The organism is Sorangium sp. So ce426, from assembly GCF_051475585.1.
In the GTDB taxonomy this organism is placed as follows: Bacteria; Myxococcota_A; Polyangia; order Polyangiales; family Polyangiaceae; genus Sorangium; species Sorangium cellulosum_B.
Map to the genome: position 1 here is coordinate 10,108,409 of NZ_CP150341.1, position 22,398 is coordinate 10,130,806.

16 protein-coding genes are annotated in these 22,398 nt (G+C 71.2%); 9 read left to right on the top strand and 7 right to left on the bottom strand.

What is annotated here, in order from left to right; translation table 11 throughout:
* Positions 1-125 precede the first annotated feature (125 nt).
* The gene (glgC, locus tag WMF44_RS37900) at positions 126-1,394 is read right to left on the bottom strand and encodes a glucose-1-phosphate adenylyltransferase (RefSeq protein ID WP_437294919.1); all 1,269 of its coding nucleotides are present in this window, start codon (positions 1,392-1,394) and stop codon (positions 126-128) included.
* A gap of 463 nt (positions 1,395-1,857) precedes the next feature.
* Here glgC and WMF44_RS37905 point away from each other — a divergent pair, with 463 nt between their 5' ends.
* Positions 1,858-2,562: a hypothetical protein gene (locus WMF44_RS37905; RefSeq protein WP_437294920.1), complete on the top strand. Its 705-nt coding sequence runs from the start codon at positions 1,858-1,860 to the stop codon at positions 2,560-2,562.
* Positions 2,563-2,605: 43 nt separating this feature from the next.
* Here the strand turns inward: WMF44_RS37905 and WMF44_RS37910 are convergent, their stop codons facing one another.
* Together WMF44_RS37910 and WMF44_RS37915 are read right to left on the bottom strand one after the other, a co-directional pair.
* Positions 2,606-2,992, bottom strand: a complete 387-nt coding sequence (locus WMF44_RS37910; protein ID WP_437294921.1) for a hypothetical protein — start codon at positions 2,990-2,992, stop codon at positions 2,606-2,608.
* A gap of 103 nt (positions 2,993-3,095) precedes the next feature.
* Positions 3,096-3,464: a hypothetical protein gene (locus WMF44_RS37915; RefSeq protein ID WP_437294922.1), complete on the bottom strand. Its 369-nt coding sequence runs from the start codon at positions 3,462-3,464 to the stop codon at positions 3,096-3,098.
* A gap of 331 nt (positions 3,465-3,795) precedes the next feature.
* Here WMF44_RS37915 and WMF44_RS37920 point away from each other — a divergent pair, with 331 nt between their 5' ends.
* From WMF44_RS37920 to WMF44_RS37940, 5 genes are all read left to right on the top strand, one after another.
* Positions 3,796-5,694, top strand: coding sequence for a chloride channel protein (locus tag WMF44_RS37920; protein ID WP_437294923.1), 1,899 nt, complete (start codon positions 3,796-3,798; stop codon positions 5,692-5,694).
* A gap of 328 nt (positions 5,695-6,022) precedes the next feature.
* Complete coding sequence (locus WMF44_RS37925) at positions 6,023-6,490, top strand: response regulator (protein ID WP_012239707.1); 468 nt, start codon at positions 6,023-6,025, stop codon at positions 6,488-6,490.
* 89 nt (positions 6,491-6,579) lie between these two features.
* A complete protein-coding gene (locus tag WMF44_RS37930) occupies positions 6,580-8,208 on the top strand; it encodes a circularly permuted type 2 ATP-grasp protein (RefSeq protein WP_437294924.1) in 1,629 nt (542 codons plus the stop codon).
* The gene (locus WMF44_RS37935) at positions 8,205-9,242 is read left to right on the top strand and encodes an alpha-E domain-containing protein (protein ID WP_437294925.1); all 1,038 of its coding nucleotides are present in this window, start codon (positions 8,205-8,207) and stop codon (positions 9,240-9,242) included. The genes WMF44_RS37930 and WMF44_RS37935 overlap by 4 nt, the downstream gene beginning before the upstream one ends.
* Before the next feature lie 23 nt (positions 9,243-9,265).
* The gene (locus tag WMF44_RS37940; RefSeq protein WP_437294926.1) at positions 9,266-11,011 is read left to right on the top strand and encodes a class II glutamine amidotransferase; all 1,746 of its coding nucleotides are present in this window, start codon (positions 9,266-9,268) and stop codon (positions 11,009-11,011) included.
* 184 nt (positions 11,012-11,195) lie between these two features.
* Here WMF44_RS37940 and WMF44_RS37945 read toward each other — a convergent pair whose 3' ends face one another.
* Positions 11,196-13,373, bottom strand: a complete 2,178-nt coding sequence (locus WMF44_RS37945; protein WP_437294927.1) for a glucan endo-1,3-beta-D-glucosidase — start codon at positions 13,371-13,373, stop codon at positions 11,196-11,198.
* Between the two features lie 259 nt (positions 13,374-13,632).
* A complete protein-coding gene (locus WMF44_RS37950) occupies positions 13,633-14,256 on the bottom strand; it encodes a peroxiredoxin (RefSeq protein ID WP_437294928.1) in 624 nt (207 codons plus the stop codon).
* A gap of 579 nt (positions 14,257-14,835) precedes the next feature.
* On the opposite strand from WMF44_RS37950, the gene WMF44_RS37955 reads away from it, so the two are divergent.
* Together WMF44_RS37955 and WMF44_RS37960 are read left to right on the top strand one after the other, a co-directional pair.
* Positions 14,836-16,020, top strand: coding sequence for an acetyl-CoA C-acyltransferase (locus tag WMF44_RS37955; protein WP_437301660.1), 1,185 nt, complete (start codon positions 14,836-14,838; stop codon positions 16,018-16,020).
* Entirely contained in the window at positions 16,017-16,916 is a 900-nt protein-coding gene (locus tag WMF44_RS37960; protein WP_437294929.1) for an MBL fold metallo-hydrolase, read from the top strand. The genes WMF44_RS37955 and WMF44_RS37960 overlap by 4 nt, the downstream gene beginning before the upstream one ends.
* Positions 16,917-17,003: 87 nt before the next feature.
* Here WMF44_RS37960 and WMF44_RS37965 read toward each other — a convergent pair whose 3' ends face one another.
* Together WMF44_RS37965 and WMF44_RS37970 are read right to left on the bottom strand one after the other, a co-directional pair.
* Complete coding sequence (locus WMF44_RS37965; RefSeq protein WP_437294930.1) at positions 17,004-18,479, bottom strand: ATP-binding protein; 1,476 nt, start codon at positions 18,477-18,479, stop codon at positions 17,004-17,006.
* A 187-nt stretch (positions 18,480-18,666) separates the two neighbouring features.
* Positions 18,667-20,055 (bottom strand): M23 family metallopeptidase, encoded by a 1,389-nt coding sequence (locus WMF44_RS37970; RefSeq protein ID WP_437294931.1) that lies wholly within the window; start codon positions 20,053-20,055, stop codon positions 18,667-18,669.
* A gap of 491 nt (positions 20,056-20,546) precedes the next feature.
* Between WMF44_RS37970 and WMF44_RS37975 the strand changes: the two genes are divergently transcribed.
* A complete protein-coding gene (locus WMF44_RS37975; protein WP_437294932.1) occupies positions 20,547-21,389 on the top strand; it encodes a PfkB family carbohydrate kinase in 843 nt (280 codons plus the stop codon).
* The last annotated feature ends 1,009 nt before the right edge of the window (positions 21,390-22,398 follow it).

The following is a 22,398-nucleotide window of genomic DNA, read 5'->3' on the forward strand; positions in this document are numbered from 1 at the left end:
GCCGCGCGGCCCCGCCGGCGAGCGCCACGCGCCGCCGCGCGCCGTGATCGGAATTTTACAAGCAATTCAGGAGAGTTACGCGCCGGCCACCCGGACGGCGCCGCGCGGGGCCCTGGTCAGGCGCATTACGGGGAGTCGATCTTGGCGCGCTTCGGGATCACGACGATCCCGCCCTCGCTGACGAACCACTTCTTGCGGTCCTCCTCGAGGTTGAAGCCGATCTCGGCGCCGGCGGGGATCTCGACGTCCTTGTCGATGATGCAGCGGCGGAGCTTGACGTGGCGCCCGATCTTGACGTCCTCGAACAGCACGCACTCCTCGATGTGGCTGAAGGAGTTCACGCGGACCCGGTTCGAGAGCACGCTCCGGTGGATCCTGCCGCCGGAGATGATGCACCCGAGCGAGACCAGGCTGTCCGTTGCGATGCCGACGCGCGCGTTCGCCTCGTCGCGAAAGACGAACTTGGCGGGCGGGTCGTGGCTGATCCCGGTCCGGATCGGCCAGCGCGGGTTGTAGAAGTTGAACGCCGGCTGGATGCTCACGAGATCCATCTGGGCCGCCCAGTACGCGTCGATCGTCCCGATGTCGCGCCAGTAGCCCGCGCCCTCGTCCTCGCCGGGGACGCGGTTCTCGTGGAAATCGTAGACGTAGACGCGGCTGCCGCTCTGGACCATGCGCGGGATGATGTCGCGCCCGAAGTCGTGCGCGCTGTCCTCGGTCGCCGCGTCGTGCTCGAGGACGTCGAGCAGCGCCTTCGTCTTGAAGATGTAGTTGCCCATCGACGCGAGGCACATGCCCGGCCTGCCGGGCATGCTCGGCGGATCCTGCACCTTCTCGTGGAAGGCGAGGATGCGCCCCGACTCGTCGCACTCGATGACGCCGAAGGCCCGAGCCTCCTCCTTCGTCACCGGGATGGCGGCGACGGTCACCTCCGCGTCGCGCGTCAGGTGATCGTGCAGCATCTGGCGCACGTCCATCTTGTAGACGTGGTCGCCGCCGAAGATGCAGAGGTGCTCGGGCGACTCGTCCGTGATGACGTGCTGGGTCTGGTAGACGGCGTCCGCCGACCCCTTGAACCAGCTCTTGCCCGTGCGCTGCTGCGCAGGGACGGTCTCGATGAAGCTGTCGAGCATCGGCGACAGGCGCCAAGCTCGGGCGATGTGCTCGTCTAGCGACGCGCTCTTGTACTGCGTCAGGATCTTGATGCGGTGCAGCCCGGAGTTGACGAAGTTCGAGAGGACGATGTCGATGATCCGGTACCGGCCGCCGAACGGCACGGCCGGCTTCGCCCGATCGTGCGTCAACGGGCCGAGCCGGCGGCCCTCGCCGCCAGCAAGGATCATCACCAAAACCTTCGAGGCTTCGAAAGCGGTGCGCAGGGTCGTCTCGCGCATGGGACGGAGAGGGTACTCGATCGATGTTGCCATCGCGAAGAGCGGAAACACGTCCTTCGCGTATTCGAGGCAACCCCGGGACCGGGAGAACGCCGCGGAGACCCGCGCAACCCGGCCTGGCGGCGCCGGGCGGAGCCCGGGCGGGTCGCGCCGCGCGCCTCGCCGAGCCCGCCTCTCGCGCCCTCCCGCCCCCGCGATCGGGCGGCGCCGGCAGCGGCCCGTCGCGCTCTACCGCCCTCCGCCCGCCCTCCGCCGCGCGCCGATGCGCGACGAGGCTCGATGAAGAGAGGGGGACGTCTCCGTTTCTCTTTACGATCGACTCGCGGCCGTGTTAGCCGTTTCCGCCGTCGCGCGCGCATGCGAGAGGCGCCTGACCCGCACGCGGCGCACCGCTGTCCGAGGGCTATTCCAGCGCTGGATCTTTCCTGCTGGAGGTGCCCGTCACGCTGACCTTGGAGATGCCATGAACGCCCGATTCGGTCGAACCCTCCTCGCCGCCATCCTCCTCGTCGCGTGCACTTCAGGGTGCGGAACGGACGAGCAGCCCTACCAGGCAAAGCCCGCCTTCAGCGGCCGCAAAGCGACCCTGCCCGCGGTGCCGACGCTGCCCGCGAAGAACAAGAAGCAGGGCGACGCTTACACGGTCTGGGGCGTCACGCACGACCTCCGGAGCCGCGTCCACTTCGAGGACGTGAACGGCAAGAAGCTCTCGATCGTCGGCTACATCGTCAAGACGAACCTCGCGGAGGCCCCCACCTGTGCCGTGCACAAGACGGGCAAGGGTGACCCGCCGGACTGCAAGGCGCCGGTCCCCAGCTTCGCGATCGCCGACGAGAAGGGCGAGACGAAGGACATGGTCGAGGTCATGGGCTGGGCCTCGAACTTCGCGCAGATCTACAGCATGATCGAGGCGATCGACAAAGCGCCGCGCGGCAAGGAGGGCGAGGCGAAGCTCACGGACGAGTTCTGGGGCCAGGAGCTGCCGAACCCGATCCCGGCCGTCGGCGCGAAGGTCAAGGTCACCGGCACCTACGGCGTGACGTTCACGAAGTCGACCGGCGGCGCGGCGGCCAACCCCAAGTACGGCATCCTGTCCGCGGAGCAGATCGAGTACCTCGAGCCGCCGCCCGAGAAGGCCACCCTCCCCGGCATGAAGCGCAAGCCCTGACGCGGCCGCTGGCGGCGGCCGTGCGCCGCCGCGCCGCGCCGCTTCACGTCAGGATGGACCGGATCCCGCTGCTCGGCTCGGTCGCCGCCGACTCGAAGACGGCATCGACGAGCAGCCGCCGCGCCGACTCGTCGTCCGCTTCCCGGCGATCGACGCGCACCAGCGACGCCGGCGCCTGACGGGTGATCGCGTCGAACACCTCCCGATCGAACCGGTACAGCTCCTCCCCCACGATCACGGCGTACAGCTGCGACGCCGCGCTCGTCGCCCGGAGCGAGCGCAGATCGCACTCGCGCACCGTCACCCCGAGCCGGGCCCCCGCCTCCCGGCACACGGCGACGAGCTCGGCAGGACAACCGGCCACGATCACGAGCGGAGCGGGCGGAGCGCTCGGGACCACGGCCTTGCGCGGCTTCGTACCGTCCTCCATAGACGCCTCAGCGTAGGCCACGAGTCGAGTACGCCGGCAAGGGAATTGTTTCGTCAGGCACCACCGGCGAGCCCGTCTTTCTTTCCGCGCGAGACAGCGGCGATCAACGCAACCCCGCTCCCTGCTGGATGTGCCACCCCCGCCCCTCTGCCACGCCGATGAAACGGATCCGCCCCGACCGCTCCATGTCGTCGACAAGCTCCTCCGCCTCGAGCTGCGAGATGTCGATCCGGTCGCAGAGCACGTCCCGGAACCGGGTCTTGCCCTGCACGTAATCCTCGTCGATCAGCGGACCGAGCGAGCTCGCCAGGATCTCGGCGGCCAGCTCGAGCGCCACGACGGGCGTGACAACGGTCTCGGCGGTCGTGCGGACGCTCTCGTCCGTCGTCTGGACGGCCGCGTCGCCCATCGTGACGCTCGCGTCTCCGGTGATGAGGGTGCCGTACTCGACGGTGCTCCGATCGGTCGTCATGACTCCACCTCGTCCGGGCTCGGGCGGGTCCGGATGCCGCGCCCGCGCCAGGCTTCCTTCCTCGCTCATGGAGCGCGGGAGGCCCGAGCGGAAGCCGAGCGGAGGCGGAGACCGAGCGGAAACCGAGCGGAAACCGAGCGGAGACCGCGCGAAGACCGCGCGAAGACCGAGCGGAGACCGGGCGAAGACCGAGCGGAGGCCGGCACCGCGAGGACGCCTCCCGGGACGGCGATCCTGGCGGCGATTTCAGGCGGCAACCCGCCGAAGATCAGGGAAGCTACCGCTCCTGCCAGGCCCATCGCTCGAGGGGGAGGCCCTGGGCCACGAGATCATGATGTCGTCCCGCGAGTACTCCCCATCACGCCCCAGCCGCACGGGGGCGGCGCGCACGCCGATGCCCCGCGCGCGGGGGCTGATCCCGTTCCAGCTCGTCGGTCGGGTGCTGCTCCACGCGATCCTCGTCGGCGTCACGGCCGGCATCGCCGGCTCGCTGTTCTTCGCCGCCCTCGAGCTCGCCGAGCACGAGCTCTTCATCGCGGTCACCGGCTACGAGCCGCTCCGCGCCAAGGGCGAGGCGGTGCTCTCGAGCGCGCGCGTCGGGGCGTTCCGGCCCTGGCTCGTCCTTGTCCTGCCGGCGTTCGGCGCCCTCGTCGGCGGGGTGCTCACGACGGCGCTCGCGCCCGAGACCCGCGGAGGCGGCGGCGACGCCTTCATCCGGGCGTTCCACCACCTGGACGGCAAATTCCGCCGCCGCGTCCCCGTGGTGAAGGCGCTCGCCTCCATCTTCACGCTCGGCTGCGGCGGCGCCGGCGGGCGCGAGGGGCCGACGATGCAGATCGGCGGCGCGATCGGCTCGATCATCGGGCGCGCCCTCCGGGTGGACACGCGCGAGCGGCGGATCCTGCTCATCGCCGGCGCGGCCGCGGGCATGGCGGCCGTGTTCCGGACGCCGCTCGGGGCCGCGCTCCTCGCCGTCGAGGTGCTGCACCGCGACGACTTCGAGGCCGACGCGCTCATCCCCTCCATCCTCGCGAGCGTCGTCTCGTACTCCGTCTTCATTTACTTCTTCGGCGAGTCGACGCTCTTCGCGCACGCGCCCCGCTACCCGTTCATCCCGAGCCACCTCCCCCTCTACGCCGCGCTCGCGCTCGTCGTCTCGCTCGTGGCCACGGTCTTCCTCCGGACGCTGCACGCCGTGGAGCACACGGTGCACCGGATCAACCTGCCGCCCTGGGCGAAGCCCGCGCTCGGCGGCCTCGCGCTCGGCGCGCTCGTGACCCCGCTGCTCATGCTCCTCGGGCCGCGCTTCGACAGGCCGGGGCAGGGGTTCGGGATGCTCGGCGCGGGGTATGGCGCGGCCCAGATCGCGATCACGGGGGCCGCGTGGCTGCCGGGCGGGTGGACCGCGGTGCAGCTCCTGCTCGTGCTGCTCGCCACGAAGATCGTCGCGACCTCGCTCACCGTCGGCTCGGGCGGCAGCGCGGGGGACTTCGGCCCGTCGCTCGTGCTCGGCGCGCTCACGGGCGGGGCCTTCGGGCGCGCGGCGGAGCTCCTCCTCGGCGACCCGCGCATCGACCCCGGCGCGTTCGCGCTCGTCGGGATGGGCACGTTCTACGGCGGGATCGCGCACGTGCCGATCGCCTCGCTCGTCATGGTCTGCGAGCTCGCCGGCAGCTACGACCTGCTCGTGCCGCTCATGCTCTGCGAGGGCATCGCCTTCGTGGCGCTCCGGCACAGCACCCTGTACCGCGCGCAGGTCGCGACCAAGCGCGAGTCCCCGGCGCACCGGGGTGAGCTCATCGTCGACGTGCTCCGCAGCATCCGCGTCGCCGACATCGTCATCCGCAGCCGCCCGTTCGTGTCGTTCGAGGCGCGGACCCCCGCCTCGATCGTCGTCGAGCGCATCGCGGCGTGCGAGTGGCAGGACACCTTCCCCGTGCTCGCCGAGGACGGCAAGGTCGTCGGCACCATCGACGCCGAGATCCTCCGCGCCACCGCGACGAGCCCCGAGCTCTCGGGGCTCGCGATCGCGCACGACATGATGGCGAGCCCCGCCTCGGTCAGCGAAGCGGAGGACCTGCACCACGCGCTCCAGGTGCTGCTGGAGCTGCGGGTGCGAGAGCTCCTGGTCACCGACGCCGAGGGCAAGATCGTCGGCATCCTGGACGAATCCGACGTCACGCGCGCCTACCACGACGCGACGGCGGAGCTGGAGAGCGCGGGCAAGTAGGAACTCCGGAACAGGCGACCAACGACGACGCTTGGCGGACGCTCGGCGCGCTCGCCCTGGAAATTCGGGAATGGCCAGCTTTCCGCGCACGCCCATGACACGCGGCGCGACGCGCGCGTGTCATGGGCGTGCGCGCGCGGATGTCCCGGTCGCGCCGCGCGCCCGATCGTGGTTCGGGCGTAATGACGCAAGCGTGCGGCCCCCACCGCTTTCGGGAGTCTCCCGAGCTTTCAATCTTGGATTCCACGCAGCGACGGAACGGAGCGCGTGGGGAATACTCTCGTTCATCCGGAGAATTCGGGGTCCGGAGAGCGCAGGGGAGAACGGCATGCTGGTCGATACGCTCGGAGGTCGGACGGTGCGGCGCAACGCAGAAGTACGAACACGATCGAGCGCGCCGAACAGCCGCGCCAAGCTCGTGGTCGTCGTGGACGACGAGCCGAACATCCAGGAGGTCGTGAGCATGATCCTGGAGAGCGAGGGCGGCTACGAGGTGCGCTGCGCCTCGAACGGCGAGGAGGCGCTGGCGTTGCTCGACCAGATCGCGCCGCCGGATCTGCTCGTCGTCGACATCATGATGCCGGTGATGGACGGCTGGGGCCTGCTCACGGCGCTCCGGCACAACGAGAAGACGGCCCGTATACCAGTCATTGTTTCATCCGCGTCTTCAAAACATGACGCGACGAGCCTCGGTGTCGCTCGGGTGCTGCCCAAGCCGATCGACTACGACGCCTTCCTCGCCGCGGTCGACGAGCTCACGCGCTCCAGAGAGCGGCAAATCCTCGACGCCGAGTAGGCCGAGTCGATCGGCCGCCCGCGCCGCCCGCGCCGCCCGCGCCGCCCGCGCCGCCCGCGCCACTGCCTCCATCGCGGCAGAAACCGCAAATGGCCCATGGACCTCCAGGGCCGTCCAGCGGTAGCTTCACTCCAGTGTTGTTAGAGAACCCGGGTGCCGGCCTCTTCGCCGGCTACACTCCCCTCCCCGGCGCCTACGACGAGCTGTTTGGTCGAGACGGCGCTCCTCGCCCCGAGTTCCTGCGCACTGCCACGCTCCTCGGCGCGCTCGCGCCGAACGAGTTCGCGCGCGCGCAGCAGCTCGCGGAGCTCGCCCTGCTCAACCAGGGCGTCACCTTCTCGGTCTACGCGGATCAGCGCGGCGCGGAGAAGATCTTCCCGCTCTGCCTCATCCCACGGATGCTCTCCGCGGCGGACTGGGCCCACATGGAGCGGGGCCTCGAGCAGCGCGTCCGCGCGCTCGGCCTCTTCCTCGACGACGTCTACGGGGACCAGCGCATCCTCAAGGAGGAGCGCGTCCCCCGGGACCTCGTGCTCGGCTCCGGGCAGTACCTGAAGCAGGTCCACGGCCTGCGGCCCCCGGGCGGCGTGCGCATCCACATCGCGGGCGTCGACCTCATCCGCGATCCGGCCGGGACCTTCCGGGTCCTCGAGGACAACCTCCGCACGCCGTCCGGCGTCTCCTACGTCCTGGAGAACCGGCTCATCAGCAAGCGCGTCCTGCCGCACCTCTTGGACAAGGCGCGCGTGCAGCGGGTCGACCACTACCCGGCCCGGCTCGCCGAGACGCTGCGCTCGGTGTCGCCCGCGAGCCCGAGCGGCACGAGCGCCGTCGTGCTCACGCCGGGGCCCTACAACTCGGCCTATTTCGAGCACAGCTTCCTCGCGCGCACGATGGGGCTCGAGCTCGTGCAGGCCCCCGACCTGTTCGTCGATCAGGACCAGGTCTTCGTCCGGACGACGCGCGGCCCCCGCCGGGTCCACGTCATCTACCGCCGCATCGACGAGGCGTTCCTCGACCCCGAGGCCTTCCGCCCCGACAGCCTGCTCGGCGTGCGCGGCCTGATGCGCGCCTACGCCGCCGGCAACGTCGCGCTCGCGAACGCGCCCGGCAACGGCGTGGCGGACGACAAGGCCGTGTACCCGTTCGTGCCGGAGATGATCCGCTACTACCTCGGCGAGGAGCCGGTCCTCGAGCAGGTCCCCACCTACCTCTGCATGCGCGACGACGACCGGCGCTACGTGCTCGACCACCTCGACCAGCTGGTCGTCAAGGCGGTCGACGAGGCCGGCGGCTACGGCATGCTGATGGGGCCGCAGTCGACCGCCGCGCAGCGGGACGAGTTCCGGGCGCGCGTCCAGGCGACGCCGCGCCGCTACATCGCCCAGCACCGGGTCGAGCTCTCGACGAGCCCCACCTGGGACCCGACCGCGAAGACCGCGGTCCCGAGGAGGCTCGACCTGCGCCCCTACGTGCTGACGGGCCGCGAAGGCGCGTGGGTGCTGCCCGGCGGGCTCACGCGCGTCGCCCTGGTGGCGGGCTCCTATGTCGTCAACTCGAGCCAGGGCGGGGGCTCGAAGGACACCTGGGTCCTGAAGGGCCCAGGCGAGGGCGCGCAGCGCACGCCCTCGATCGGCGGCTCCGACGCGAGCCCCGCCGCCGCGAACAACGACCCTCCCGGCGCCGCGCCGGGACCTGCCCCCCCGGAGGCCCCGTGATCTCCCGCGTCGCCGATCACTGCTTCTGGTTCGGCCGCTACCTCGAGCGGACCGAGAACATGGCCCGCATCCTCGCCGTCACGCAGAACCTCGCGCTCGACGCCGAGATCCCGGCGCACCAGTGCTGGCTTCCGGTCATCATCGTGGCCGGGCAGAAGGCGCACTTCGGGGCCGAGCACGGCGAGGAGGCCGCGGCCGACGGCGAGCTCGTGCAGCGCTACATGAGCTTCGACGAGGACAACCCGACGAGCCTCCGCCGCTCGATCTCGGCCGCGCGCTGGAACGCGCGGTCGATCCGGGAGGTCGTCAGCCTCGAGGTGTGGGAGACCGTCAACGAGCTCCACCTCTGGGTGAACAGCGACGAGGCGCGGGAGGAGTTCAGGTCGAGCCGCTACGCCTTCTACCGGCGCGTACGCCAGCTCACACAGCTCTGCCTCGGGCTCACGCAGAGCACGATGCTCAACGACACGCCGCTCGATTTCATCTGGCTCGGCGTGCTGCTCGAGCGGGTCGGGCAGACCGCGCGCACGCTCGACGTGCACCACCACGCCCTGACCCACCTGCCGCCGCCGCCGCCGTCGGAGATGAGCGCCCAGGCGCAGGGCGCGCTGCGCAGGCAGCACCGCGTCGTGGAGACGGCGCTCTGGCTCTCGCTCCTCCGCGCCTGCTCCGGGTTCGAGCCGTTCATGAAGCTCAACCAGGGTCACGTGAGCGAGCAGGCTGTCGCCCAGTTCCTCCTGTACGAGCCGCGCTTCCCGCGCTCGATCCGGCACTGCATCCACGCGGCGTTCGCGCGCCTCTGCGAGATCCGGCCGCCGGACAGCGTGGCGCTCCCCGGCGGCGAGAGCCTCGAGCGGCTCCAGCTCCTGCACCAGTGGGTGGCCGACAGGGCCACCGAGGCGTTCGACCCGATGGCGGTCCACGCGGCGCTCACCCATGTGGTCGACGAGACGGCGATGATCTGCGACGGTATCGGTCGCGAGCTGCTCGGTTACGGGCCGCCCGACAGTAGCCCCACGGTCACGAGCCAGTAGCCGCCAGAGTCGCCGACGCACCCATGCCGAATCTCCTCGCGATGTCGTTCGAGGGCGAGCTCGCCCCGTGTTTCGATCTCACCTGCCTGCAGCCCGGACGCAAACTGCCTGACGGCTGGGGCATCGGTTACTACCCCGGCGGCGAGCCGAGCGCCTCGGTGCTCAAGGAGCCGGCGCCGCCGCAGGGGAGCATCCGCAGCGAGCTCGTGAAGGCGTGGGAGCACCTCGAGTCGTCGCTGCTCGTGCTGCACATCCGCACGGCGACGTGGGGCAGCGTCAACGACGCCAACACGCAGCCGTTCAGCCGGAGCTGGGGCGGGCGCGACTGGCTGTTCGCGCACAGCGGCAGCCTCGTCGACCGGATCGAGGTCGATCCGAAGTCGCTCTTCCAGCCGGTCGGCTCGACGGACACGGAGCTCATCCTGTGCGAGCTCATGCGCTGGATGGCGTCGGAGAACCTCCGGAGCATCGGCGACATCGATCCGGCGGTGCTGCGCGACTGGTTCGACGAGATGAACGAGCACGGTCCCCTCACGACGGTCCTGGCCGACGGCCGCGATCTGGTGGTCTACGCGGATCGCGATCGCGAGGGGGACGCGTTCCTGTGGGAGGTGCTGCCGCCGTACGAGCGCCTCGCGTTCGGGGACGGCGATCTGGAGGTCGATCTGACGCGCCGGGGGGTCAAGAGCCGCAAGGGCGTCATCGTCTCGTCGGAGGAGCTCAAGGTCCACGCGGGCGGGCGGGCGGCGTCCTGGAAGCGCGTGCCGCCGGGGCACCTCGTTGTGCTGCGGCAGGGGGCGCTCCGGGCCACGGCGTCCCCGCGCACCGACCGGCGCAAGCCGTCGTCGTCCACGCCGCCGCTCTCGTCGCGCCCGGTGCGGCGCCCCGTGCACGCGGCGATCCGCCGCTTCCAGGTGGTGCACCGCACGTCGTACCACTACGCGACCGCGGTGGAGCGCAGCACGCACCTCCTGCGGCTGACGCCTGCGCACGACCGGCTGCAGACGCTGCTGCACAACGAGATCGACGTGTCGGTCGAGGGCCAGCAGCGCGAGTACGACGACGTCTTCGGCAACCGCGCGCGGCGGGTGCTGCTCGACACGCCGTTCCATGATCTCGTCATCGAGTCGAGGTCGCGGGTGGAGATGCTCGACACCGATCCGCTGAGCTTCCGCCCGCTGCGCGCGCGGTCGACGATCCCGCTCGTGTGGATGCCGTGGCAGCGCCAGATCCTGCAGCCGTTCCTCCTGCCGCCGGAGCTGGCCGAGAGCGAGCTCGCGGAGCTCAGCGAGTACGCGATGACCTTCGTGGAGCGGAACGGCTACGATCTGCTCGACACGCTGCTCGACCTGAACGCGTCGATCTTCGAGGAGTACGAGTACAAGCAGGGGTCGACCAACCTGTTCACGACGGCGTTCGACGTGTACGCGAACCGCCGCGGCGTGTGCCAGGACTTCACGAACCTGTTCATCTGCCTGACGCGGCTGCTCGGCGTGCCGTCGCGCTACGTGTGCGGGTACATCTACACGGGGCCGAAGCACGAGAACCAGCGGCAGAGCGAGGCGTCGCACGCCTGGGTCCAGGTGTACCTGCCGGAGATCGGGTGGAAGGGCTTCGACCCGACGAACGGGATCCTGACGCAGACCGATCACATCCGCGTCGCGGTCGGGCGCAACTACGTGGACGCGACGCCGACCTCGGGCACGATCTACGTGGGTGGCGGGGCGGAGCGCCTCGCGGTCGACGTTCGGGTCGAGCCGATCGATTGATGACGGGGCGCTGCGATGGAGAGGGCCTGAGACTCCCTCATTGTGCAGCCCTTTCCAGCGAGAAAAATTGAACAGGGAGGCGGGGAGACAGGGAGTGTCTTGAAGATGTCCCTCCCCGCCTCCCCGCCTCCTTGTGAATCTCCCGAAGAGCTTGAGGGGATGCCTCAGGGAGAGGGCGGCGGGCTCAGGGCCGCGTGGCGATCCAGTAGAGGAGCGCGGTCCGGCTGAGGCCGTCGTCGAGCTCGGTGAGCGCCTGCGCGTCCTCCCAGGCCGCCTCCTTGTCGACGGTCGCGTGCGCCGCGATCAGGAACGCTTTCCAGGGGTCCTCCGCCTCCGCGGTGGTCTCCGAGATCACGGGCCACGCGTCCTGGACCCAGTCCTTGGAGATGAGCGACTCCGAGATCGGCGTGATCGGGAGCAGCTGGATCCCATAGACGTACTCGGGGTTGGGACCGAACCACGTCCCGAAGTCCGCCTTCGTGGACCAGAGCACGCCGACGGCGCCGTTGTTCTTGAACGGCTCGGGGTAGACGGTGCTGTCCGCGGTCACCTGCCAGTACGTCTGCGCCGAGGCCGTCTCCATGGCGAGCAGCACCCGGCCGAGGTTCTTCACGTCCTCGTTCTCGAGCGCCTCGCCGAGGAGCTGCATGCTGTACCAGGCGTTGACGGCCTCGGAGGTCGACTCCTGGTTGCGGCCGTCCGCGAACGGGAACAGCCCTGACGCCCACGAGTGGCCCCTGAACCAATCCATGTTGCGGAACGGCGTGAAGAACTTGTCCTTGGCGCTCGGGTTCGCGATGTCCCGGACGAGCCAGAGCGCCTTGTCCCCGTACTCCTCGCGCCACGCCTCATCGTTCTTGGCGAGCACCGCCGCCGCGTAGAGGAAGTAGCCGTAGTGGAAGTGGTGATCGTTGTAATAGCCCTGGCCGAAGTCGGCGCCCTGGTCCGTCAGGCCCTTGGTCGTCACGAGGCCGCCCCAGGTCGTGTCGTAGACGAGGGGGTTTTCGTTCTGGCCGTTGAGCCACGGGTTGATGCGCGACTTGAGCCGCGCCCTGAGCTCCTCCGCGAGATCGGCCTTGCCGACCACCTCGGCGATCTGCGCGAGGCGCGCGAGCTTCGCGATCTGCTTGCCCCCGAAATAGGGGTCTGTCCCGGCGACCGCCTCGTCGGGCATGAAGCCCTTGTCCTCCTCGAGGGCCGCGATGATGTCCGCGCCCCACTCGTCCGAGACGCGGCGCGGCGCGTCCCAGCCGATCGTGCTGAGCGGGTACTCGAGCTGCCAGCTCGCGCCGGAGATGCCCTTCATCTGGCCGATCACGGTCGGGTACGAGACGTCCGCCGCCTTGAACATATCGAGGTGATCCAGATGGTGCGGCAGCGCCATGGTCAGGAGATCGCCCTCGCCCTCCTCGCCCTCGCCCCCGCCCTCGGTCTTCCAGACGAGGCGCACCGTGGCGGTGTCCTCGGTGACCGAGGCCTCGATGTCGCCGCCGACCGGGATGACGGCGGCGTGGGCGTCGAGCACGGCCGCGGCGTTCGGCCCGGGGACGAGCGCGAGGCGGAGCGAGCCCTCATACGGCTCGTCCGCCGTCATGGAGAGGGCGTCCCACTCGAGGCTGATCTCGGGGAACGCATAGAGCACCCACTTCTGGCCGTTGTTGAGCGAGATCTCGAATCGGTCGCCCGTGACCGTGGTGGGGCTCGTCGACCCGCCGTTGACCTCGGTGATCGCCACGCCGTCGCCGGCGCGGACGGAGGGGGCGAGCCCGTCGTACGTGGCCGTCACGTACGGCATCCCGTACACGATGGGCGCCGTCATCGTGCCGCCCTGCGCCGCCCACTCCACGGTGACCGAGAGGAGATCGGCCGACTTGACGGTGTGGCCGGAGAAGGCCTGGCGCGCGCTGAGCGCGAGCTGCGTCAGGTCCGCCGAGGTGACGGTCGTGTTCTCCACCACGACGCCGGGCCGGGAGATCGACAGCGCCTGTCGGACCGCCTTGAGGTCGTACGGCGCGGCGTTGATCCGCTGATCACCCTCGCCGAGCGCGAAGTTCATCCAGGTGGCGTTCGTGGGGAGCGGGGCCTTGAGATCGGCCAGCACGGCGCCCGGCGCGAGCGGGTGCTCCGCCTCCGTGAACTCCGGCTCGACGTCCGAAAGCGGCTTGCTGCGGTCGAGATCCCACGTCTCGACCGGCACGCCGCCGGTGCCGCCGGTGCCGCCGCCGCCGCCTTCCCCCCCGCTGCCTCCGCCGCCGTCGCCGTCGGTCACCTTGGGCGGCGGCGCGTCATCGCCGCACGCGGCGATCGCTGAGAGGCAGCTCAGCAAAGCAAAAGTCCGTAGCATCGGATGCTTCAACATCATGATCCAGCTCCCTCGCTCCCTCGCTCCAGCGCTCATCGCTCCACCTGCCCCGAAGCGGATCGAGAGATGAGCCCTGGTGTCGTGGTAGTTTCATCGATTTGCAAGCAACGGTACAGATTCTTTCATGAAGCGCCGGGCCCGTCCAGCTTGGCGAGCCCGCCGTCCCCGCGCCGGAGGCCCTCGCGATGCCATCCATCAGGCGATCGACAGCCCGCACGCCGCGAGTCGGCTATGTCGTTGTCCGACGGTTCCTGGTCCTTTATCGCGTCTTCGCGGGCGCCTTGGCGGCGCTCTTCGCGGGCGCCTTGGCGGCGCTCTTCGCAGGCGCCTTGGCCGCGCTCTTCGCGGCGCTCTTCGCAGGCGCCTTGGCCGCGCTCTTCGCGGGCGCCCGTGCTCCGGGCGCGGGCGGCGCCTCGCCTCTGCCGCCTCCGCGCACGAGCGCGAGCACCTCGTCCGCGTGTCCGTCGACCTTCACGGCGCTGAAGGCGTGCTTCACCGCGCGGTCGGGGCCGATGATGAAGGTGCTCCGGATGGTGCCCATCACCTTCTTGCCGTACATCGACTTCTCGCCGTAGACGCCGTAGGCGTTGTGCGCGGCGAGATCCGGATCGCTGAGGAGCGTCACCCCGAGATCGTACTTGTCCCTGAACTTCCGGTGGCGTTCGACGGAGTCGCGGGAGACGCCGAGCACGACGGCGCCGGCCTCGGCGAAGGCGCGCAGGGCCGCGGAGAAGGCCTGGGCCTCGCGCGTGCAGCCGGGGGTGTCGTCCTTTGGATAGAAGTAGAGGACGACCGTCTTGCCCGGGAAATCCGCGAGGCCCACCGTCTTACCGCTGTCGCTTTCGAGAGAGAAATCGGGGGCACGATCGCCTGCATTCACCATCGCTCGTTCGCTCCTTGTCCGCCCGGGCGCAGGGAGCACAGCCCCCCTTCCCCATCGGCGCGCACGATATCACGCGACGTCCCCGGCGTACCACATAGCGCCCCCCGGCCCGCGCCAGCGTCGCCGCGCGCCGCGCCCAGGCGACGAGTCGGCGGGGCCTCGGCCCGGACGGCGCGGGCGCTCAGGGCCAGCCCGGATCCGGCTCGGGCGGAGCTTGATTCCGTCCGAGAGCGCCCGCACGACGACTGCGTCCCTCTCCCGGTTTCGCGCGCCCGCGCACAGCCGCGGCGCCCGCCCCGCGAGGCGCGGCGCGCGGCGGCTGGGTGGGAACACACGATCTCGAGGGAAACGCGAGGAGCCCGGTCGCGAAGAGCCCGGCCGGCGGAGCGAGGCAGGGGGGCGATCGAGGATCGATGTGAACCCGCGAACCGAACGAACCGCGCAGGCGACCGCGCAGGCAGCGGAGCGTCCCCGGGGCCGGCTTGCCCCCCCAGGCCAACCGAGGTACCCAAGGCACATTCGCAAGGCGCATGGCTGGCGTCATCGAATGAAATGGCATCAGCGCTGCTGGAGGAGATCATGACCCTGCCCGTCCCCGTGTACATCGTCGCAGCGGCCCGGACGCCGATCGGCGCGTTCCAGGGCGCACTCTCGCCCTTGCCCGCCCCCCGCCTGGGTGAGGTCGCCATCCGGGCGGCGCTCGAGCGGGCAAAGCTGTCTCCGGAGGCCGTCGAGGAGGTGTTCCTCGGCAATGTCCTGTCCGCCGGTATCGGGCAGGCTCCGGCCCGGCAGGCCGCCATCTTCGCCGGCATCCCGAGCAAGGTGCCGGCCACCACCGTGAGCAAGGTCTGCGGCTCGGGCCTCCAGGCCGTGATCTTCGGCGCGAAGACGGTGGCGCTCGGCGACGCGGACGTCGTCGTCGCCGGCGGCATGGAGTCGATGTCGAACGTGCCCTACTACCTCCCGCAGGCGCGCTCCGGCTACCGCATGGGCGACGGCAAGCTCGTGGACGGCATGATCCACGATGGCCTGTGGGATCCGTACGGCAACTTCCACATGGGCACCGCGGGCGACGCGTGCGCCAGGGAGCACGGCTTCTCGCGGGAGGCGCAGGACGAGTACGCGAAGGAGAGCTTCCGCCGCGCTGTCGCGGCCCAGCGCGAGGGGCTCTTCGCCGCGGAGATCGCGCCCGTCTCCGTCCCGCAGAAGAGGGGCGACGCCGTGATCGTGAAGGAGGACGAGGGCCCGCCCGCCGGCAAGCCCGAGAAGTTCGCCTCCCTGAAGCCCGCGTTCCAGAAGGACGGGACGATCACCGCGGCCAACGCGTCGTCGATCAACGACGGCGCGAGCGCGCTCGTGCTGGCGAGCGAGCGGGCCGTCAAGGAGCACAAGCTCACGCCGCTCGCGCGGATCGTCGGTTATGGCGGCGCCGCGCAGGCGCCCGAGTGGTTCACGACGGCGCCGGCCGCGGCCATCGCGAACACAACGAAGAAGCTCGGCATCCCGACGGACCAGATCGACCTCTTCGAGGTGAACGAGGCGTTCGCGGTGGTGGCGCTCGCGGTGAACAAGCTCTCCGGGCTCGACGCCCAGAAGGTCAACGTCCGCGGCGGCGCGGTCGCGCTCGGCCACCCGATCGGCGCGAGCGGGGCGCGCATCCTGACGACGCTGCTCTTCGCCATGAAGGACCGGAACGCGAAGCGCGGCCTGGCCACGCTCTGCATCGGCGGCGGCGAGGCGCTCGCGGTCGTCGTGGAGCGGTGATCCGCCCGCAGCCCGTGGGGCCCGGCGTGCGCGGCGTGGAGGCCTTCCCCGCGCGCACGCCGACCCTGCCGCCCGCGACCCACACGAACAGCTACGCGCTCGGCGGCGGCGAGGTGCTGCTCGTCGAGCCGGCCACGCCGTACGAGGACGAGCGCCGCGAGTGGCTCGCCTGGGCGCGCGGCTTCGCCTCCCAGGGGCGGTCGCTCGTGGCGATCGCGGTGACCCACCACCACGCCGACCACGTCGGGGGCGCGCGCTTCCTCGCGGCCGAGCTCGGCTTGCCGGTCTGGGGGCACGCCGAGGCGGCCCCGCGCCTCCCGGGCGTCCCGCTCGCGCGCCGCCTCGCGGACGGGGAGGTGGTGCGGCTCGGCGGGCCGGAGCCGACGGCGCTGCGGGTGCTGCACACGCCCGGGCACGCGCCCGACCACCTCTGCTTCCTCGACGAGGCGCAGGGCGCCCTGGTCTGCGGCGACATGGTGGCCGGCGAGGGGACCATCCTGATCGATCCCCGGGAGGGGGACATGGCGGAGTACCTCGCGCAGCTCGATCGGCTCGCGGGGCTCGGGGCGCGGGTCGCGCTGCCGGCGCACGGCGGGCCGATCGGCGCGCCGGAGGCGCTGTTCCGGCGCTACATCGCGCACCGGCTGGGAAGGGAGCGGCTGGTGGTCGCGGCGCTCGAGGCGGCCGGCGAGGCCGGCTCGGCCGGCGCAGGCGGCACGTCGGCAGGCGGCACGTCGATCGAGGCGCTCTTGCCGGTCGTCTATGCAGACACAGCGCCGCTCGTCTGGCCGCTCGCGCGGCTGAGCCTCGAGGCTCACCTGATCAAGCTGGAGCGCGAAGGGCGGGTGGCGCGCCGCGAGGACCGATGGCGGCGCGCGGCGGGGACGGGCGCCTGAGCGCACGGCCGGGCGGAGCGGGGTCACGTCGTGGAGGCGTCGTCCTTGGCGCGCCGCGCGTCGCGGCCTCGAGCACCGCCTCTCCGCTCAGGACGCGCGCGGCAGCTCGACCCGGAACACCGAGCCAGCGCCCGGCTCGCTCTCGACGAGGAGGCGGCCGCCGTGCGCCTCGACGATGCGCTTCGCCACGGCGAGCCCGAGGCCCGTCCCCGGGATCGCGCCCGCCGACGCCTTGAGGCGCTGGAACGGCTCGAAGAGGTGCGCCAGATCCGCCGGATCGATCCCGACCCCGCGATCGCGAACCGCGATCTCGGCGCGGCCGCCGCCGCCGTGGACCGCCACATCGACCTGACCGCCGGCGGGAGAGTACTTGAGCGCGTTCGACAGGAGGTTGTTGAGCACCTGCTGGATCCGCGTCGCGTCGCAGCGGGCGAGGACCGGCGCCTCGGGGAGCGAGAGCTCGATCGGGTGCTCCGGCGACACCGGGCGGTAGAGCTCGGCTGCGTCCTGCACGAGCTCGCGCAGGTCGCGCTCCTCGACCCGGAGGTCGAGCTTGCACGCCTCGATCTGCGACGCGTCAAGGAGGTCCCCGACCATGCGCTCGAGGCGATCGACCTGCCGTCCGACGAGCGCCATGGTCCGCTGCACGCGCGGCTCCGACGGGGGGCCTCCGTCGTTGAGGAAGCCGACCGACAGCCGGAGCGCCGAGAGCGGGTTCCTGAGGTCGTGCGCCACGCCGCCGAGGAACGCGAACTGCGCCTCGCGCTGGCGCTCCAGCGACTCCGCCGTGCCGTTGAAGGCCCGCGCGATGTCCCCGAGCTCGCGCGGCCCGACGAGCGGCGCGCGCGCGGCGCGGTCCCCCGCGCCGTACCGGCCGATCGCCTCCTGGATCGCGACGACGGGGCCGTAGACGAGCCGCCGCGCGCTGATGAGGACCAGGGACGCGCCCGCCATGAAGAAGAGCACGGCCGCGAAGCCGGCGGTGGTCGCGCGCCGTCCCAGGCGCTCGATGAGCGCCTGGGACGCATGGGCCTGATGGAGGTTGATCTCGACCAGGCGGTCGAGGGCATCGAACGCCTCGTCGAAAGCGAGCAAATCGGTGGCCAGCGCCGGCGCGTCCGGCGAGGGGGGTGAGCCGCCGGCATCGCCGGCTCGACGCCCGACGAGGTATTCGTCGACGCGCCGCTCTGCGTCGACGAGCACGCCGCTCTCTTCCTGGCTGCTCACGTAACGGTGAGCCTCCGCAAGGCCCTCCCTTAGCTCGATCTCCCACTCGTGGAAGGTGGAGCTCGGCCCGCCGCTGGCGGACCCGGCGCCGCGGTGGATCTGATGTGCATCGCGGAGGAGGTCGATCTGCAGGCTGTGCACCAGGCGGACGCTCTCGATCGCGTCGCCGAGGATCCCGGTGGCCTGCTGCATGGTCGCCGAGGCGGCCATGAGCGCGGCGACCACGGCGATCGCCGCGCCCGTGAGGAGAAATGTCGCGATCCCGAGGAGCGCGCTCAGGCTCGGCCGCCTCGAGGAGCCGAGCTCTGGCGCGCGCCGCGCCGCTGCGGAGTCCATGGCGTCGATTGATCCGATTTCGCGTCCGAGGCAACTCGGACGCACCGCCGCCCCCCGAGCGGCGCGGCCCTCCGCGCTCGCCCGCGGGCGCGGAGGGTGGAGGCCGTCGATGTCGGGCCCGGCGGCGGCGCCGGCGAGCTCGGCTCAACAGCGCTGGCCGAGGATGGGCGGCGTCACGGCGCGGGCGTCACTGGCACGCCTGGGCGGCCGTGTTCCGGCGGAGCCCGCAGGCGAAGGCGCCGCCGCCGCAGCTGAAGACGCTGCAGTACTCGTGCACCTCCCTGTACCCGTTGGAGTAGGTTTTTACCTCGCAGTCCGCAGGGCTGTAGTCGCACACCTCCTGGCAGCGGATCGGTCCGGTCGTGCCGTCGTTCGCGTCCGTGCACGGCCGCTCGTCGAGCTGGGTGGTCGACGTGAAACCCACGTCCGCCTGATCATCCAGGTGCCCCGTGCAGAAGTGCGCGTCGGTGACGGTGCCCTCGAGATAGCTCCGGATGTCCGGCGAGAAGAAGGGCACCGGGTTCGGCGCCTTGTTGTCGGCGACGCGGCGGACCTCGAAGTGCAGGTGATCGTTGTCTGGCCAGTCCGACGATTCGCCGATCTCCTGCCCCGGGACGACGAGATCACCCTCGGCGACAAGGCTCGACGCGGCGTGCCCGTAGATGACGTACACCGAGCCATAGCGGATCGTGAGATCGATCTGGGAGGGCGCGCCCCGGGCGGTGGGGTACCTGCCCGTGCAGGCGTCTGGCCCGGCGCACATGACCTTTCCATAACCGACCGAGTACAAGGGGCTGCGCGCCGGGACGGAGAAGTCGAGCCCGCTGTGGTTGCCGGAGGTGTGCGTGTAATAGACGGTCTGGAGCACGACCGAAGTGCACGTATGGCCGAAGTACTGCCCCATGGGCGGCGCATCCCCGTTCGGCATCGTGGTGGGGTGATTGCAGAACGTGGGCACCTTCGTGCCGCTGAGCTCGTCGCCGGGCCCCACCTCGCCGCAGCCGGTGGTCGGGTCCCCCCCGCCGCCTGCGCCCGAGACCGACGCGTTCGTGATGGTCGCGCCGTCGTCGTACAGGCTTGTATCCAGCTCGAGCGGGTACGTGGGCGCCGCGCTGCTCGTGTGGAACACGGCCCCGTTCTTCAGGTAGCGGACCTGGCCGCTCTGCACCTCGACGCGGAAGACGTCGCCGGCCTGGTACGTCCCGAAGTAGCCCTTCCCGTATCCCTGCTCGAGGATCTCCACGCCCCCGTCGGCGCGAAGGAGCACCCCGTGATCGATGTCCCAGAACGATTGGCTCTCATCGCCGTGGCTCAACCCAGCGATCTTGGTCCGGTCCGCCTCGTTCGTGGAGAACTCCACGAACCCGTCGCCGGCCTCGATCTGCTGGACCGACGAGGCGCCGGCGCTCCAGCCCCAGCCCGGGCCGCGGGTGAGGGCGCCGCCCGACACATGGACCTCGACGGCGTTGCTCCAGAAGGCGGTGGCGCCCTCTGCAGCCCGCGCGTCTCTCGCGCTCGCGATGGTGCTCCCGGCGGCGAGCGCCGCGAGGAGCGCGCCTTTGCAGAGCCTCCTCATGATGCGCCCGTCCTCCCGCGGCCCGCGACGAGCGCGGCGGCGAGGTATGGCGCAGGGTACCGGATGGATCTGTCGAATGCGTGATGAAGCACGGTGTCGATATCCTCTGGACATGGATCGTTGATGAGGATGAGAAGCCGCGCAGACAAAGCCCTTCGGCCAGCGCTCCGCCGCGGGTCGCGCGTCGCGCGGCCGTCGCGCGTGCGTCTCCGTTCACCAGCGCGCGACGGCGGCTGGCCCTGGCGCGCGGGAGGGCGCGGGGGCGCGGCTCGGGCGTGGCTCGACGGCCACCCCCGTTCCTACGCCGCGGCCGTCCGGCTTCTGACAGGCACCGATCCTCTTTTCCCGCGCGCGCCGCCGGCCCTACCCGGCGAGGGGCGTCGCCGGGCATGGCGGGGAGCGCGGGGGGCTGGGGAGGTGGGCGTGCTCCGGCCGGGCGGCGGCCAAGAGGCGCCCGCGCGGCGCGGCGCCGCCGTGTTATGTCGAGCGGCATGGCAGCGCTGCGCATCGCCGTCGTGGGTCACGTCGAGCACGTGACGCTCGGCCGCACCGAGGGCGTCCCCCAGCCGGGCGACATCGTTCACCTGCTCGACGCGCGCTTCCTGCCCGGCGGGGGCGGCGGCCTCGCCTTCGCGCAGCTCTGCCGGAGCGACGCCGAGATCCACCTCTTCACCGCGCTCGGGCACGACGCGGCGGCGCGCGCCGTCGGGGAGCGCATCCGCGTCGCGCCGGGGCGCGTGCACGTCCACGCGGCGGCGCGCGCCGTGGATCACCCGCGCGTGGTCGTCGTCGTGGACGCCGAGGGCCGTCGCACCATCGTCGTCACCGGGGCCCCGCTCCAGCCCGCCGCGACCGACCCGCTCCCGTGGTCGATCCTCGCGGGCTGCGACGCCGTGTACTTCACCGGCGCCGACCCCGAGAGCCTGCGCCTCGCGCGCGCCGCGCGTCGCCTCGTCGTGACCGCCCGCAGGGGCGCGGCGCTCCGGGCGGCGGCGATCGCCCCCGACGTGGTCATCGGCAGCGCCTCCGATCCGCGCGAGAACGCCCCGCTCACCGCGTACGACCCCTGTCCCGGCGCGCTGGTGCTCACCGACGGGCCGCGGCCCGTCCGCGTCCTCCGCCCGGGGAGCGCCGCGCTGGTCGACGCACCGCCCGCGCCGGACCGCGTCCTCGGCGAGTACGGCGCCGGCGACAGCTTCGCCGGCGCCCTCACCTACTATCTCGCCCACGGCCTCCCCGTCGAGGAAGCCTGTCGCCGCGCCGGACCGCACGGCGCCGCCGTGCTGCGCGGGATCGATCCGCTCGAGATGCAGATGGGGCTTATCGCGCCGTGACTCGGATCCACCTCTGCGGGGCGGGATCGCGGCGCTCGTTACCTAGAGCGACAAACGGGCTGAAACCACGAGAAAAGCAGGAATTTCACAGGGAGGCGGGGAGGCGGGGAGCGAGAGACGGCAAGAGGGAGAAATTCATTTTTTCTTCCTCCCCGCCTCCCCGCCTCCCCGTGAAATTCTCCGGGTTTCAACATGATTGATTGGTGTTCTAGATGCAACACCAGGGGTAGAGCGTTGATACAACCCATGTCTTGTCGTGCTTGCAGCGCATCGCCCCACCACAGTTGCCGCCCCCGGAGTCGTTCTCGCAAGCATAGCCGACAGCATCGCACGGTTCGCCTGGGCTGGCGCCCTCGCACGGAACGCAGCTCGCGTTGGCCCCGGAGCATCCGCCGCACGCCGATTGCTCCGTCTTGAGCCAGGCTGCCGGCCGCGCTGCGCAGCTGCTCTGAGTATCGTCGGGATCACCCTCATTGGCTTTGCATTCGAACACGAGGGCGCAATCGCCCGTCGTGTACGTGCAGATCTTCCCGATCTCAGGACACGCAGTCGACTCGACAAGCACCTCGCTCGGGCACCCGGGCGAAACCGTCGTCTCCCCGCTCGGCGCGCCGCCTTCCCCGCTCGGCGCGCCGCCTTCCCCGCTCGGCGCGCCGCCTTCCCCGCTCGGCGCGCCGCCTTCCCCGCTCGGCGCGCCGCCTTCCCCGGTCGGCGCGCCGCCTTCCCCGGTCGGCGCGCCGCCGGACCCACCCGCTGAAGCGCTCTCAGCGTCGAGGTCCACGTGCGAGGAACAGCCGATGAACAGGGGCACAACGAGGGCAACACCGACGCGAGAGAGGTGACGCATCCGCTCCTCCGGGCCTGCCCTCAGCAATCGCCGTTCCGCGGCCATCCTTGCCTTGTTTCATGCGGCTACTCGAGCGCGGGAGTTCCCCGCTGGCCCATGTTGGCACGCTTTGGCAGGCCCCCATGGCGCAAGGCTCTCCGCCCAGCCAGCGTGCTCCAGGTC